Source organism: Streptomyces sp. NPDC013317, from assembly GCF_055563155.1.
Genome location: NZ_JBVHDX010000005.1, coordinates 100,258 through 114,255 on the forward strand (window position 1 = coordinate 100,258; position 13,998 = coordinate 114,255).

Sequence of the window (13,998 nt, forward strand, 5' to 3'; positions counted from 1 at the left end):
GGCGGGGGGTGCCGTCACGTACATTCGGCGACGATGCACAAGACCCTGATCGTAACCAACGACTTCCCGCCCCGACCCGGTGGAATCCAGGCGTTCCTGCACAACATGGCGCTGCGTCTGGATCCCGAGAAGATCGTGGTCTACGCCTCCACGTGGAAGCGCAGCCGCGAGGGGATCGAGGCGACCGCCGCGTTCGACGCCGAGCAGCCTTTCACGGTCGTGCGGGACAGCACCACCATGCTGTTGCCCACACCTCGGGTCACCGCGCGGGCGACGGCGCTGCTCCGTGAGCACGGCTGCGAGTCGGTCTGGTTCGGGGCCGCGGCCCCGCTCGGCCTGATGGCCCCCGCGCTGCGCAGGGCGGGCGCGCGACGGCTCGTGGCGACGACCCATGGGCACGAGGCGGGCTGGGCGCAGCTGCCCGGCTCCCGGCAGCTGCTCCGGCGGATCGGCGAGGGCACGGACACGATCACGTACCTCGGGGAGTACACCCGCTCGCGGATCGCGGCCGCGCTGACCCCGGCCGCGGCCGGGCGGATGGTGCAGCTTCCGCCGGGCGTCGACGAGAAGACCTTCCACCCGGGCTCGGGCGGGGACGCCGTACGGGAGCGGCTCGGGCTCAGCGACCGGCCCGTGGTCGTGTGCGTCTCCCGGCTCGTCCCGCGCAAGGGCCAGGACACGCTGATCCGCGCCCTGCCCGAGATCCTGTGCCGGGTGCCGGACGCGGTGCTGCTGATCGTCGGCGGCGGCCCGTACGAGAAGGACCTGCGGCGCCTCGCGGCGACGACCGGGGTGGCCGATTCCGTACGGTTCACCGGCGCGGTGCCCTGGGAGGAGCTGCCGGCCCACTACGGCGCCGGGGACGTCTTCGCGATGCCCTGCCGCACCCGCCGCGGCGGCCTGGACGTCGAGGGCCTCGGCATCGTCTACCTGGAGGCCTCGGCCACGGGCCTGCCGGTCGTCGCGGGCGACTCGGGCGGCGCGCCGGACGCGGTCCTCGACGGCGAGACGGGCTGGGTGGTCAGGGGCGAGGCCCCGGAGGAGTCGGCGGACCGCATCGCGACCCTCCTGCTCGACCCGGAGCTGCGCGCCCGCATGGGCGCCCGCGGCCGTGACTGGGTCGAGGAGCGCTGGCGCTGGGACCTGCTGGCGGAGCGCCTGAGGGAACTGCTCTAGCCCCGCCCGGGCCCGCCCTTGCCCTGCCCGGGCCGGCCCCGCCCCCCGCGGGGCCGAGGAGAGAACGAACGGGCCCCGTGGGACGCCGGACGGCATCCCACGGGGCCCCTCGGGTTTCGGGCACCCGCGCGATCAGGCGCGGTAGATCCCCTCGATCTCGTCCGCGAAGTCCTTCGCCACCACGTTCCGCTTCAGCTTCAGCGACGGCGTGATGTGGCCCGCCTCCTCGGTGAACTGGGACGGCAGGACGCGGAACTTCCGGACCGACTCGGCCTTGGACACCGCGGCGTTGCCGTCGTCCACCGCCCGCTGGACCTCGGCGAGCAGGTCGGCGTCGTCGCGCAGCGTCGCGGCCGTCGCACCCGCGGGCTTGCCGTGCTCGGCCGCCCAGCGGCCCAGGAACTCCTCGTCCAGGGTGATCAGCGCGCCCACGAACGGGCGCCCGTCGCCGACCACCATGCACTCCGCGACCAGCGCGTGCGCGCGGATCCGGTCCTCGATGACCGCCGGGGCGACGTTCTTGCCGCCCGCCGTCACCAGGATCTCCTTCTTCCGGCCGGTGATCGCGAGGTAGCCGTCCTCGTCCAGCGTGCCGATGTCGCCCGTGTGGAACCAGCCGTCCGCCAGCGCCTCGGCCGTCGCCGTCTCGTTCTGCCAGTAGCCCGAGAAGATGTGCTCGCCGTGCAGCAGCACCTCGCCGTCGTCGGCGATCCGCACCACCGAGCCCGGCAGCGGCTGCCCGACCGTACCGATCTTCTGCCGGTCCCACGGGTTGAACGCGGTCGCCGCGCACGACTCCGTCAGGCCGTAGCCCTCCAGGACCGTGAAGCCGATCCCGCGGAAGAAGTGGCCGAGCCGCTCACCGAGCGGCGCTCCGCCCGAGATCGCGTACTCGCCGCGCCCGCCGAGCACCGCCCGCAGCTTGGAGAAGACCAGCTTGTCGAAGACCTTGTGCTTGAGCCGCAGGCCGAGGGACGGGCCCTGCGGCGTGCCGATCGCCCGGCTGTACGCGATCGCCGTGTGCGCCGCCTTGTCGAAGATCTTGCCCTTGCCGTCGGCCTGGGCCTTCGCCCGGGCCGAGTTGTAGACCTTCTCGAAGACACGCGGCACACCGAGGATCAGCGTCGGCCGGAAGGAGGCCAGCTCGTCGGTGAGGTTCTTGATGTCCGGTACGCAGCCCAGCTTGATCGGCGCCATCACCGACGCGACCTCGACGAGCCGCCCGAAGACGTGCGCGGCCGGCAGGAACAGCAGGACCGAGCACTCGCCGGTACGGAAGAGCGGCTTCAGACGCTCCACCACGTTGCCGCACTCGGCGAAGAACGCGCGGTGCGTCAGCACACAGCCCTTGGGGCGGCCGGTGGTGCCCGAGGTGTAGACGATCGTCGCCGGGTCGTCGGCGTGCGCGGTCGACATCCGCTGGTCGAGGAGCTCGTCCGAGATGTCCGCGCCGGTCCCCGCGAGGTGCGCCACCGCGTCGTCGTCGATCTGCCAGATCCCCTTGAGGGCGGGCAGGTTCGCCTGGACCGAGACCACGGCCTCCTGGTGGGCCGCCGTCTCGACGAGGGCGAGCGTGGCGCCCGAGTCGCCGAGGATCCACTGGATCTGCTCCGGCGAGCTGGTCTCGTAGACCGGCACGGTCACCGCGCCCGCGCTCCAGATCGCGAAGTCGAGGAGCACCCACTCGTACCGCGTCCTGGACAGCAGGGCCACGCGGTCGCCCGGCTCGACGCCGGCGGCGATCAGGCCCTTCGCGGCCTCGCGGACCTCGGCGAGGAACTGTTCGGCGGTGACGTCCGTCCAGACGCCGGCCACCTTGCGTCCCATCACGGCGGTGTCTGGGTGCTGAGTGGCGTTGCGGCGGATGAGATCCGTCAGGTTGCCGTCCGAGGGGACCTCGTACAGGGCCGGAAGGCTGAACTCGCGCAAGACTGCTGCTCCTCATCGGGCGCCGGCGCCACGGCTCTGTGTGAATGCACCGGTGCGGTCCAAGATCGGGCAGGTGCTCAGTGGGGTGAGCACAACTGGACTGCCCGGACGTTACCCATCAGTACTGGGTTCCCGATAGGGGGTCCTGGCCAGATGTTCCATGCGTCACACAGCTGTGGCGATGCTTCGCGCACAGTAGTCCACAGCTTCGACGACTCGGAAGTAACCGCAGGTCCGACGCCCTACGCTGAACCGCATGAGGATCAACGTGGTCAGCGACGTACACGGGAACAGCGGGGCCCTCGCCAAGGCGGGGCAGGGCGCGGACGCCCTGGTCTGTCTCGGTGACCTGGTGCTCTTCCTCGACTACGCCGACCACAGCCGGGGCATCTTCCCGGACCTCTTCGGTGTCGAGAACGCCGACCGAATCGTCGAACTGCGCACCGCACGACGCTTCGACGATGCGCGTGACCTGGGACGACGCCTCTGGTCCGAGCTCGCCGTCGACCGCGACACCGCGATCGAGTCCGCGGTCCGCCGCCAATACGAGGAGCTCTTCGCGGCCTTCCCGAACCCCACGTACGCGACGTACGGCAACGTCGACATCCCCGGCCTGTGGCCCGAGTACGCCCGCCCCGGGACGACGGTCCTGGACGGTGAGCGGGTCGAGCTCGACGGACTTGTGTTCGGCTTCGTCGGCGGCGGGCTGCGGACGGCGATGCGTACGCCGTACGAGATCTCCGACGAGGAGTACGCGGCGAAGGTGGAGGCCCTCGGCGAGGTCGACGTGCTGTGCAGCCACATCCCGCCGGACGTGCCGGAGCTGACGTACGACACCGTGCCGAGGCGCTTCGAGCGCGGCAGCCGGGCGCTGCTCGACGCGATCCGGCGCACGAGGCCGCGGTACGCGCTCTTCGGCCACGTCCACCAGCCGCTGGCGCGGCGGATGCGGGTCGGGAGCACGGAATGCGTGAACGTCGGCCACTTCGCGGCGACGGGCAGGCCGTGGACGCTGGAGTGGTGACGGGCGTTCGGTGACGGCGCGATAGCCTTCGGTCGGCACGTTCGTGCCCTTACGACTTCCGCCGGACCGCACAGTGGAGGAGCCACCACGATGGCCGAACACACCAGCTCGAGCATCACCATCGAGGCGGCGCCGGCCGACGTCATGAGCGTCATCGCCGACTTCGCGCGCTACCCCGAGTGGACGGGCGAGGTGAAGGAGGCCGAGGTCCTGGAGAAGGACGCGGCCGGCCGCGCGGAGAAGGTCCGGCTGCTGCTCGACGCGGGCGCGATCAAGGACGACCACACGCTGGCGTACACCTGGACCGGTGACGACGAGGTCTCCTGGACGCTGGTCAAGTCCCAGATGCTCCGCGCGCTCGACGGCTCCTACCGGCTGGCGCCGGCGGGCGGCGGGACGCGGACCGAGGTCACGTACCAGCTGACGGTGGACGTGAAGATCCCGATGCTGGGAATGATCAAGCGCAAGGCGGAGAAGGTCATCATCGACCGCGCGCTGGCGGGCCTGAAGAAGCGAGTCGAATCCGGCGCGTAGCGCTCACGGGACGCCTCCGCCGGTCGTGGGCGGTGGGGACCGGCCCTGTCGAGGGCCGGGGCGGGTGGCCTGCGGGGCGGCGGTAACGTCTGGGGCATGGGGATCATGCTTGTCACCGGCGCCGGCGGCGCCGGCCGCACCACTGTCGCCACCGCCGCCGCCCTCGCCGAAGCCCACGCCGGACGACGCGTCCTGCTCGTCTCCGCCGAGGCCGACGAGGGCCTCGGCGTCGACGTCCTCCGGCCGAGCCCCGCCGCCGACTTCCGGCGCGAGTTCCTCGCCCTGCAGGAGCGCTCCACCACCGCCTTCGACCTCCTCGGCGCCACCCCCTTCGAGGACGCCGAGCTCACCGAACTCCCCGGCAGCGCCCCGTTCGCCCTCCTCCGCGCGCTGCGCGACGCCGCCGCACAGGACCGGGACCTCGTCGTCGTCGACCTGCCTCCGCTCCTGGACGCCCTCGCCCTCCTCGCCCTGCCCGAGCAGCTGCGCCGCTACCTCCGCCGGCTCCTGCCGCCCGAGCGGCAGGCCGCCCGCGCCCTGCGTCCCATGCTGGCCCAGCTCGCCGGCGTCCCCATGCCCGCGCAGTGGCTCTTCGAGACGACCGCCCGCTGGGAGGCCGAGCTCGCCGCCGTGCAGGCCGTCGTCGACGCCCCCACCACCGGCGTCCGCCTCGTCGTCGAGCCGGGGCCCGCCGCCGCCGACACCCTGCGCACCGCCCGCCTCGGGCTCGCGCTCCACGGCCTCACCCTCGACACCGTCGTCGCCAACAAGCTGCTGCCCGCCGAGTCGGCCGACCCCTGGTTCGCCGCGCTGACCGCCCAGCAGCACGAGCACCTGGCCCGGCTCCGTACCGGACACGACGGAGTCGTCCACGCGCTCCCGCACCTCGGCCGGGACCCCCGCGGCCCCGAGGACCTCGCCCTGCTCGCGGTGGACGCCAATCCCGTCGCGGCCCCGGAGTGGACCGTCGAGGACCGCCGCGCCGACGACGGCATCCTGGTCTGGCACATCCCGCTGCCGGGCGCCGTCAAGGAAGAGCTGTCCCTCGTCCGCCGGGGCGACGAACTGCTCCTCGCCGTCGGGCCGTTCCGCCGCAACGTCCCACTGCCGGCGGCCCTGCGCCGCTGCACGGTCGCCGGTGCCGGGCTGGTCGACGGCGATCTCCGGATCAGGTTCACCCCGGACGCCGGCCTCTGGCCGAAGAGGCCGTAGCGCCGACGCGGCCGCGGCGCGGGCGCGGCCATGGCGTGGCACCGGCCGTAGCGGCCACGGCTCCGTAGCCCCCGAGGCCCCCGGCGCCGTGTACCGTCGACGGTATAAGCCGTAAGGAGTACGCCATGAGCGATTCGGATGCCTGGGCCAAGGCGTGCGCCGAGGACCTGGAGGCCGAGAAGGCCCGCCGCCGCGCCGCGGCCGGCCAGGAGCCCGGCTCGGCCGCCGAGGAGTTCCGCAAGCTCTTCGACGCCGTCGCCGAGAAGGTCTCCACACTGCGCAACCCGCTGACGGGCATGGCAGCCCAGGGCACGGTGCAGCAGTTCGTCAACCAGGCGAAGGCCGCCGTCGAGCCGATCATCGAGCGCAACCCGCAGGTCTTCGACCACCTCGCCGCGGCCGGCAACGAGCTGCTCGCCGCGTACCGCTCGGCGGTCGAGAACCACGAGACGCGCTGGACGCGCGACGAGCCGGACGACCCGCGCAGGGAGACCCCGGCCGAGCGGCCCGAGGACACGAAGAGGGACGACGAGGGGCCCGGAACCGGGCAGCACATCGACCTGGACTGATCAGGACGGGCGGCCCCCTCGGGTACGGTTGGCCTTAGCGGGGCTCGACCGAAAACTGAGGGACACATGGGACTCACCATCGGCGTCGACATCGGCGGCACGAAGATCGCGGCCGGCGTGGTCGACGAGGAGGGCAACATCCTCGACACGCACAAGGTGCCCACCCCGCCGACCCCCGAGGGCATCGTCGACGCGATCTGCGCCGCTGTCTCCGAGGCCGGCAAGGGCCACGAGATCGAGGCTGTGGGCATCGGTGCCGCGGGCTACGTCGACGACAAGCGCGCGACCGTCCTCTTCGCGCCGAACATCGACTGGCGGCACGAGCCGCTGAAGGACAAGGTCGAGCAGCGGGTCGGTCTGCCGGTCGTCGTCGAGAACGACGCGAACGCCGCGGCCTGGGGCGAGTACAAGTTCGGGGCGGGCAAGGGCCACGAGGACGTCATCTGCATCACGCTGGGCACCGGCCTCGGCGGCGGCATCATCATCGGCAACAAGCTGCGCCGCGGACGCTTCGGCGTGGCGGCGGAGTTCGGCCACATCCGGGTCGTCCCGGACGGTCTGCTCTGCGGCTGCGGCAGCCAGGGCTGCTGGGAGCAGTACGCCTCCGGGCGCGCGCTCGTCCGGTACGCCAAGCAGCGCGCCAACGCCACCCCCGAGCGGGCCCAGGTCCTCCTCGGCCTCGGCGACGGCACCGTCGGGGGCATCGAGGGCAAGCACATCAGCCAGGCCGCCCGCGCCGGCGACCCGGTGGCCGTCGACTCCTTCCGCGAGCTGGCCCGCTGGGCCGGCGCCGGCCTCGCCGACCTCGCCTCGCTCTTCGACCCGTCCGCCTTCATCGTCGGCGGAGGCGTCTCCGACGAGGGCGAGCTGGTCCTCGACCCGATCCGGAAGTCCTTCCGGCGCTGGCTGATCGGCGGCCAGTGGCGGCCGCACGCCCAGGTCCTCGCCGCCCAGCTCGGCGGCAAGGCCGGCCTGGTCGGCGCGGCCGACCTGGCCCGCCAGGGCTAGCTTTCCCTGCCACACCGACACCCGCCCGCCGCGTCCTCCCGGGACCGGCGGGCGGGTGTCGTATGTTGCTGGGCATGGCGATCACCCCGTTGCCCAACTCCCGTACCGAGGCGGATGGTTCGGCCGTCCTCCGGGTCCTCAGCTACAACGTCCGCTCGATGCGGGACGACGAGGACGCCCTCGCCCGGGTCATCCGGGCCTGCGCGCCCGACCTCGTCTTCGTCCAGGAGGCACCGCGGTTCTTCCGCTGGCGCAAGCACGCCGCCCGGCTCGCCGCCAAGAGCGAACTCGTCCTGCTCAGCGGCGGCGCGACGGCCGCCGGGCCGCTGTTGATGTGCTCGCTGCGGGCCACCGTGGAACGCACGGAGGACGTGCTGCTGCCCCTCACCCCCGGCCTGCACCGGCGGGGCTTCGCCACCGCCGTCGTACGTTTCGCGGGTGCCCGGGTCGGCCTGATCAGCTGCCATCTGAGTCTGCGGAGCGAGGAACGGTACGCCCAGGCCGGGATGCTCCTGGACCGGGTGGCCGCCATGGACGCCCCGCACACGATCGTGGCCGGAGACCTCAACGAGCGCCCCGGCGGCCGGAGTTTCACCCGGCTCGCGAAGGAGCTGCAGGACGGCTGGGCGGTCAGCCCGTGGGGCGGCGAGTACACGTCGACGCCCGAGGTCCCGCATCAGCGCATCGACGCGATCCTCGCCACGCCCGGGGTGGAGTTCCTGGGCTGTGGTGTACCGCAGGACCTCGATCCGGCGGACCTCCGGGCGGCCACGGACCACCTGCCGGTCCTGGCCGCCGTACGGATCCCGGCCTCCTGACCCCGGTCGGGCGGCAGCACGTGCCGGGCGGGGACGGGCCGCGGCGGGCCGGAAACGCCACGGCCCCCGCCGGGCCGAGGCGGGGGCCGAACGTGAGGCGCCGGACGCGAGGGTGTACGCCGGACGCGAGGGTGCGCACCCTACGCGAGGGTGTACGCCGTCACACGACCGCGCCGCGGCCCGGGTCGTCGAAGTCGTCGTCCTCGTCGTCGTGCCGCATCCGGGCGACCAGCGTCGCGAAGCCGCCCAGGAAGCCGCCCACGCACACCGTGGTCAGCCACCAGGTCATGTCCCACCGGAGCAGCACGGCGAGGAGCATGAGGACCGGGCCGCCGACGACGCCCAGCCACGCGAACTTGGTCGTCGTGTCCGCATCCGGCAGCGGTGGCGGCTCCGGCGGGACGAAGTGGCCCTCGCCGTCGTCGTCGCCCTTCTTCCGCGTCTTCCCGCCACCCTCGGCGGCGGCCTCGGCGTCCGGGTCCGCGAGCTCGTAGTCCCGGGGGCCGCCGCCGGCCACGCCCACACCCACCCCGGGCGCGAAGACGACCGAGCTGCCGAGCGCGGGTCTGGCGGGTCCTTCGCGGTCCCCGTCCCCGTCCCCGTCCTCGTCGTCCTCGTCGTCCTCTTCGCTCTCGTCCTCGTCGGCGTCCGCCGCGCCGTCCGCGTCACCGTCGTCCTGGGGGTCCTCCGGCTCCGGGAGCGCCAGATCCTCCACCGACCGGAACGGCCTCGCCCCCGGAGGGTCCGCCGGCTCCTCGCCGTACCCCGCGACGATCGCGGCCCAGGCCGCCTCCTCGTCGATGGGCTGGGGGTCGCCGCGCTCCCCGTCCTGCTGCTCAGCCACCGCTCGTGCTCCCCTTCTCACCGACCACGTCCGGAGCCAGCCGGCCCACGAAGGCCAGGCTCTCCTCGAAAATCCGCTCCGCGTCATGGTCCAACGTCGCCACGTGGTAACTCTGTTCCAGCAGGATCTCCGTCACGTCCGTCGAGGAGATCCTGCTCAGGATCCGCGCCGTGTCGGCGGGCGGCACCACATGGTCCTGCGGGCTGTGCAGGATCACCAGCGGCTGCGTGACCTGGGGGAGCTCGGCATCCACCGTCTGGAACAGCCGGCGCAGGGAGTGCGCCGCGTGCAGCGGCACCCGGTCGTAGCCGAGCTCCGTCACGCCCTCCTTGGCGATGTCACTCGCGATGCCGTTCGTCGAGCGGACGAAGTGGCGGACGACCGGCAGCGCGTGCGCCACGACGCCGTGCACCTTGTTGCCCGGGTTCACCAGGACCATGCCCCGTACCGCGTCCCCGTGCTTGGCCGCGAGGCGCAGCGCCAGCGCCCCGCCCATGGAGAGGCCGAAGACGAAGACCTGCTCGCACCGGGCGAGCAGCTCGCGCAGCTCCCGGTCCACCTCCGCGTACCAGTCGTGCCAGGTGGTGAGCTGCATGTCCTCCCACCGCGTGCCGTGACCGGGCAGCAGTGGCACCGACACCGTCAGCCCGCGCTCGGCCAGGTACTCGGCCCAGGGGCGCATCGACTGAGGGGAACCGGTGAATCCGTGACAGAGAAGGACGCCGACCTTGCCGCCCTCGTGGCGGTACGGCTCGGCTCCGGGAAGGACCGGCACCGGGGTCTCCTGTTCGGGGGGTTTCGGCTTCGCGGAGGGCGAGGCTTCGACGAAGCGACGACAAAAGGGGAAGGCCTTCACGGTACGCGACCGGACCGACACCGACCAGGTCCGTATCCAGGAAGGTGCCACGCTCACGGCCGCACCCGCGAGGGCGGGCGCGAAAAGGCGGGATAAGGTCTGTCCGACGGCACACGGAAGGTACTCGAGTTGATCTACGGCGCAATGAAGTTCTCCATCGGAGGGTCACTGAAGCTCGCCTTCAGGCCGTGGGTGGAGGGCCTCGAGAACATTCCCGCCGAAGGGCCGGCGATCCTCGCGAGCAACCATCTCTCCTTCTCGGACTCCTTCTTCCTGCCGGCCGTCCTCGACCGCAAGGTCACCTTCATCGCCAAGGCCGAGTACTTCACCTCGCCCGGAGTGAAGGGCAAGCTCACCGCCGCCTTCTTCAAGGGCGTCGGCCAGCTCCCCGTGGACCGCTCCGGCGCCCGTGGCGCGGGCGAGGCGGCGATCAAGGCCGGCATAGAGGTCATCGAGAAGGGCGGGCTCTTCGGCATCTACCCCGAGGGCACCCGCTCGCCCGACGGCCGGCTCTACCGGGGCAAGCCCGGCGGCCTCGCGCGCGTGGCGCTGGCCACCGGCGCGCCGGTCATCCCGGTCGCCATGATCGACACCGAGAAGATCCAGCCGCCCGGCAAGGTCGTCCCCAAGCTGATGCGCCCGGGGATCCGGATCGGCAAGCCGCTCGACTTCAGCCGTTACCACGGCATGGAGGGCGACCGCTTCATCCTCCGCTCGGTGACCGACGAGGTCATGTACGAGATCATGAAGCTGTCCGGCCAGGAGTACGTCGACATCTACGCGACGGCCGCCAAGCGCCAGATCGCGGAGGCCGAGAAGGCCGCCAAGGAGGCCGTCAAGGCCGAGATCGCGGCACGGGAAGAGTCCGGCGCCTGATCCTCGCGTAGCGGGGGGCGCCCGGGGGGTGGGGGAGATGGCCAAGCGCGAGCGTGTCGTGCGGATGTCGGTCGAGCAGCCGCTGTGGCGCGCGCTGACCGCGTACCGCGTCGGAACGATGGTCTACGCCGTTCTGATCTTCGTCTTCGCCCGGGACCGCTACGAGCGGCCCTGGGTGGCCGTCGCCTTCCTCGCGGTCATGTGCGTCTGGACCCTCGCCACCCTGCCCAAGGTGGCGAACGCGGCCAGCTGCACCAAGCGCTTCCTGATCGCCGACCTCACCGTCGCGCTGACCGGCATCCTGCTCACCCCGCTCGCGGACCAGCACGCCCAGTCGGTCGACGGGCCCACGCTGCCGACGATATGGACCGCCGGAGCCGTCCTCGCGTACGCGATCAAGGGCGGCTGGCGCTGGGCCGGCTTCGCCTCCTCGCTGGTCGCCGTCGCCAACATCATCGAACGTTCCCACCCCACCCGGGACACCCTGCACAACGTCCTGCTGGTGTGGGTGGCGTCCATCGCCATCGGCTACGTCGTCGAGGTCGCCCGCGCCTCCGAACGGACCCTCGCCCGCGCCCTGGAGATCGAGGCCGCGACCCGGGAGCGGGAGCGCCTCGCCCGGGACATCCACGACAGCGTCCTGCAGGTCCTGGCGATGGTGCAGCGACGCGGTACGGCGCTGGGCGGCGAGGCCGCCGAGCTGGGCCGGATGGCGGGCGAGCAGGAGATCGCCCTGCGCACACTGGTGGCCGGCGGGCTGAACAGGCCGTCGCTCGTCTCGGAGGACGAGTCCGAAGGCGCGGTGGTCCGCGTCGTCGAGGAGCCGGACGACGACGCCCCGGTCGATCTGCGCGCCCTGCTCGTCCCGCGAGCCGGGGCGAAGGTCACGCTCTCGGACCCGGGCGCCCCGGTCCTGCTGCCGCGGGCCGCCGGCCGTGAGCTGGCCGCCGCCGTCGGAGCCGCCCTGGACAACGTCCGGGTGCACGCGGGCGGGGACGCGCGGGCGTGGATCCTCGTCGAGGACTGGCCGGACGAGGTGATCGTGACGGTACGGGACGACGGGCCGGGCATCCCGGAGGGGCGGCTCGCGCAGGCGGAGGGCGAGGGACGGATGGGCGTCGCGCTCTCCATCCGCGGCAGACTGCGCGACCTGGGCGGCACGGCCGAGCTGATCTCGGTACCGGGCCAGGGCACGGAAGTGGAACTGAAGGTCCCGAGGGGCACACGCCCGACGGACGCACGGGGGAAGGCGGGAACGAGATGAGCGAGCAGCAGATCGAGCAGCAGCGGATCAAGGTGATGGTCGTCGACGACCATCCGATGTGGCGGGACGCGGTCGCCCGCGACCTGGCCGAGGCCGGGTTCGACGTGGTGGCCACCGCGGGCGACGGCGAGCAGGCCGTGCGGCGCGCCGGGGCGGTCGGCCCGGACGTGCTCGTCCTCGACCTCAACCTGCCCGCCAAGCCGGGGGTCCAGGTCTGCAAGGAGCTGGTCGCCGCCATGCCCGCGCTGCGGGTCCTGGTGCTCTCCGCGAGCGGCGAGCACGCCGACGTCCTGGAGGCGGTCAAGTCCGGCGCCACCGGCTATCTGCTGAAGTCGGCCAGCACGGCCGAGCTGATCGACGCGGTACGCCGCACGGCGGCGGGCGACCCCGTCTTCACCCCCGGGCTCGCGGGCCTGGTCCTCGGCGAGTACCGCAGGCTGGCCTCCGAGCCCGCTCCGGCCGCCGGCGGGGACGAGCCCAAGGCGCCCGAGCTGACCGAGCGTGAGACGGAGGTGCTGCGGCTCGTGGCCAAGGGCCTGAGCTACAAGCAGATCGCCGAACGTCTGGTGATCTCGCACCGGACCGTGCAGAACCACGTCCAGAACACGCTCGGCAAGCTCCAGCTGCACAACCGGGTGGAGCTCGTCCGGTACGCGATCGAGCGCGGTCTCGACGACGCCTGAGGCCGCCGCCGAGGCCCTTGCGCAGCCGTGCCCGGGCGCCCGGGCACGGAGCCGTACGCCCGTACGGCGCAGGACAATTCACCCTCCGTGCCGTGTCGAAGTGACCCACGTCACTACTAGCGTGGGTCGCGCATCCCGTCCGCACGGCGAAGGAGAGGTCCATGCGCGTCGGCGTACTGACCGGAGGCGGCGACTGCCCCGGTCTCAACGCGGTCATCCGCGCCATCGTCCGCAAGGGCGTCCAGGAGTACGACTACGAGTTCACCGGCTTCCGTGACGGCTGGCGCGGCCCCCTGGAAGGCGTCGCCGTACCGCTCGACATCCCCACCGTCCGGGGCATCCTGCCGCGCGGCGGCACGATCCTCGGCTCCTCCCGCACCAATCCGCTCACCGCCGAGAACGGCATCCGCCGGATCAAGGAGAACCTCGCCAAGTTCGAGATCGACGCGCTGATCGCGATCGGGGGCGAGGACACCCTCGGCGCGGCCGCCCGGCTGGTCGACGAGTACGGCGTCCGCTGCGTGGGCGTCCCCAAGACGATCGACAACGACCTGTCCGCCACCGACTACACCTTCGGCTTCGACACGGCCGTCGGCATCGCCACCGAGGCGATCGACCGGCTGCACACCACCGCCGAGTCCCACATGCGGGTCCTGGTGGTCGAGGTGATGGGCCGTCACGCCGGCTGGATCGCGCTGCACTCCGGTCTCGCGGGCGGCGCCAACGTCATCCTCATCCCCGAGCAGCGCTTCGACCTCGACCAGGTCTGCGCCTGGGTCACCTCCCGCTTCACGGCCACCTACGCCCCGATCGTGGTGGTCGCCGAGGGGGCGATGCCGCAGGACGGCGACATGGTCCTCAAGGACGGCACGCTCGACTCGTACGGCCACGTCCGGCTCTCCGGTGTGGGCGAGTGGCTCGCCAAGGAGATCGAGAAGCGGACGGGCCACGAGGCCAGGACCACCGTCCTCGGTCATGTGCAGCGCGGCGGCACGCCCAGCGCCTTCGACCGCTGGCTCGCCACCCGGTTCGGTCTGCACGCCATCGACGCGGTCCGCGACGGGGCCTGGGGGCAGATGGTCGCCCTGCGTGGCACCGACGTCGTCCGCGTCCCCATCGCCGAGGCCACCGCGCGGCTGAAGACGGTCGATCCGGAGCTGTACGCGGAGGTGGGCGTCTTCTTCGGCTGAGCGGCCCCGGCACCG

At 72.5% G+C, this 13,998-nt stretch carries 14 protein-coding genes; 11 read left to right on the forward strand and 3 right to left on the reverse strand.

The window, feature by feature from the left end:
- Positions 1-33: 33 nt before the first annotated feature.
- Positions 34-1,176, forward strand: coding sequence for a glycosyltransferase family 4 protein (locus ACZ3IJ_RS16040; protein ID WP_467468559.1), 1,143 nt, complete (start codon positions 34-36; stop codon positions 1,174-1,176).
- A 132-nt stretch (positions 1,177-1,308) separates the two neighbouring features.
- On the opposite strand, the gene ACZ3IJ_RS16045 is transcribed toward ACZ3IJ_RS16040, so the two are convergent.
- Entirely contained in the window at positions 1,309-3,105 is a 1,797-nt protein-coding gene (locus ACZ3IJ_RS16045; RefSeq protein WP_467468561.1) for an AMP-dependent synthetase/ligase, read from the reverse strand.
- A gap of 256 nt (positions 3,106-3,361) precedes the next feature.
- Between ACZ3IJ_RS16045 and ACZ3IJ_RS16050 the strand changes: the two genes are divergently transcribed.
- From ACZ3IJ_RS16050 to ACZ3IJ_RS16075, 6 genes are all read left to right on the forward strand, one after another.
- Complete coding sequence (locus tag ACZ3IJ_RS16050; RefSeq protein WP_467468563.1) at positions 3,362-4,129, forward strand: metallophosphoesterase family protein; 768 nt, start codon at positions 3,362-3,364, stop codon at positions 4,127-4,129.
- A gap of 90 nt (positions 4,130-4,219) precedes the next feature.
- A complete protein-coding gene (locus ACZ3IJ_RS16055) occupies positions 4,220-4,663 on the forward strand; it encodes an SRPBCC family protein (protein WP_352191848.1) in 444 nt (147 codons plus the stop codon).
- Between the two features lie 96 nt (positions 4,664-4,759).
- A complete protein-coding gene (locus ACZ3IJ_RS16060; protein WP_467468565.1) occupies positions 4,760-5,875 on the forward strand; it encodes an ArsA family ATPase in 1,116 nt (371 codons plus the stop codon).
- A gap of 125 nt (positions 5,876-6,000) precedes the next feature.
- Positions 6,001-6,444 carry a DUF5304 domain-containing protein gene (locus tag ACZ3IJ_RS16065; RefSeq protein WP_467468567.1) on the forward strand — a complete coding sequence of 148 codons (444 nt, stop codon included), beginning with the start codon at positions 6,001-6,003 and terminating at the stop codon, positions 6,442-6,444.
- 66 nt (positions 6,445-6,510) lie between these two features.
- On the forward strand, positions 6,511-7,452 hold the full coding sequence (locus ACZ3IJ_RS16070) for an ROK family glucokinase (protein WP_391797811.1): 942 nt from the start codon (positions 6,511-6,513) through the stop codon (positions 7,450-7,452).
- A gap of 74 nt (positions 7,453-7,526) precedes the next feature.
- Positions 7,527-8,270, forward strand: coding sequence for an endonuclease/exonuclease/phosphatase family protein (locus tag ACZ3IJ_RS16075; protein ID WP_467468569.1), 744 nt, complete (start codon positions 7,527-7,529; stop codon positions 8,268-8,270).
- Positions 8,271-8,430: 160 nt separating this feature from the next.
- Here the strand turns inward: ACZ3IJ_RS16075 and ACZ3IJ_RS16080 are convergent, their stop codons facing one another.
- Together ACZ3IJ_RS16080 and ACZ3IJ_RS16085 are read right to left on the reverse strand one after the other, a co-directional pair.
- Positions 8,431-9,114: a hypothetical protein gene (locus ACZ3IJ_RS16080; RefSeq protein ID WP_467468571.1), complete on the reverse strand. Its 684-nt coding sequence runs from the start codon at positions 9,112-9,114 to the stop codon at positions 8,431-8,433.
- The gene (locus ACZ3IJ_RS16085; RefSeq protein WP_467468573.1) at positions 9,107-9,889 is read right to left on the reverse strand and encodes an alpha/beta hydrolase; all 783 of its coding nucleotides are present in this window, start codon (positions 9,887-9,889) and stop codon (positions 9,107-9,109) included. Before ACZ3IJ_RS16085 ends, ACZ3IJ_RS16080 begins: the two co-directional genes overlap by 8 nt.
- Positions 9,890-10,114: 225 nt before the next feature.
- Between ACZ3IJ_RS16085 and ACZ3IJ_RS16090 the strand changes: the two genes are divergently transcribed.
- From ACZ3IJ_RS16090 to ACZ3IJ_RS16105, 4 genes are all read left to right on the forward strand, one after another.
- Positions 10,115-10,846 (forward strand): lysophospholipid acyltransferase family protein, encoded by a 732-nt coding sequence (locus ACZ3IJ_RS16090; protein WP_361433551.1) that lies wholly within the window; start codon positions 10,115-10,117, stop codon positions 10,844-10,846.
- Between the two features lie 37 nt (positions 10,847-10,883).
- Complete coding sequence (macS, locus tag ACZ3IJ_RS16095; RefSeq protein ID WP_467468575.1) at positions 10,884-12,110, forward strand: MacS family sensor histidine kinase; 1,227 nt, start codon at positions 10,884-10,886, stop codon at positions 12,108-12,110.
- Positions 12,107-12,793 (forward strand): response regulator, encoded by a 687-nt coding sequence (locus tag ACZ3IJ_RS16100; RefSeq protein WP_467468577.1) that lies wholly within the window; start codon positions 12,107-12,109, stop codon positions 12,791-12,793. Before macS ends, ACZ3IJ_RS16100 begins: the two co-directional genes overlap by 4 nt.
- A gap of 161 nt (positions 12,794-12,954) precedes the next feature.
- Entirely contained in the window at positions 12,955-13,983 is a 1,029-nt protein-coding gene (locus ACZ3IJ_RS16105; protein ID WP_467468578.1) for a 6-phosphofructokinase, read from the forward strand.
- The last annotated feature ends 15 nt before the right edge of the window (positions 13,984-13,998 follow it).

Excerpts from the sequence above, each read along its gene's own strand:
- ACZ3IJ_RS16105 (WP_467468578.1), top strand. The coding sequence starts at position 12,955 with ATGCGCGTCGGCGTACTGACCGGAGGCGGCGACTGCCCCGGTCTCAAC.
- macS (WP_467468575.1), top strand. The coding sequence starts at position 10,884 with ATGGCCAAGCGCGAGCGTGTCGTGCGGATGTCGGTCGAGCAGCCGCTG.
- ACZ3IJ_RS16075 (WP_467468569.1), top strand. The coding sequence starts at position 7,527 with ATGGCGATCACCCCGTTGCCCAACTCCCGTACCGAGGCGGATGGTTCG.
- ACZ3IJ_RS16040 (WP_467468559.1), top strand. The coding sequence starts at position 34 with ATGCACAAGACCCTGATCGTAACCAACGACTTCCCGCCCCGACCCGGT.
- ACZ3IJ_RS16090 (WP_361433551.1), top strand. The coding sequence starts at position 10,115 with ATGAAGTTCTCCATCGGAGGGTCACTGAAGCTCGCCTTCAGGCCGTGG.
- ACZ3IJ_RS16050 (WP_467468563.1), top strand. The coding sequence starts at position 3,362 with ATGAGGATCAACGTGGTCAGCGACGTACACGGGAACAGCGGGGCCCTC.
- ACZ3IJ_RS16065 (WP_467468567.1), top strand. The coding sequence starts at position 6,001 with ATGAGCGATTCGGATGCCTGGGCCAAGGCGTGCGCCGAGGACCTGGAG.
- ACZ3IJ_RS16060 (WP_467468565.1), top strand. The coding sequence starts at position 4,760 with ATGGGGATCATGCTTGTCACCGGCGCCGGCGGCGCCGGCCGCACCACT.
- ACZ3IJ_RS16100 (WP_467468577.1), top strand. The coding sequence starts at position 12,107 with ATGAGCGAGCAGCAGATCGAGCAGCAGCGGATCAAGGTGATGGTCGTC.
- ACZ3IJ_RS16055 (WP_352191848.1), top strand. The coding sequence starts at position 4,220 with ATGGCCGAACACACCAGCTCGAGCATCACCATCGAGGCGGCGCCGGCC.
- ACZ3IJ_RS16070 (WP_391797811.1), top strand. The coding sequence starts at position 6,511 with ATGGGACTCACCATCGGCGTCGACATCGGCGGCACGAAGATCGCGGCC.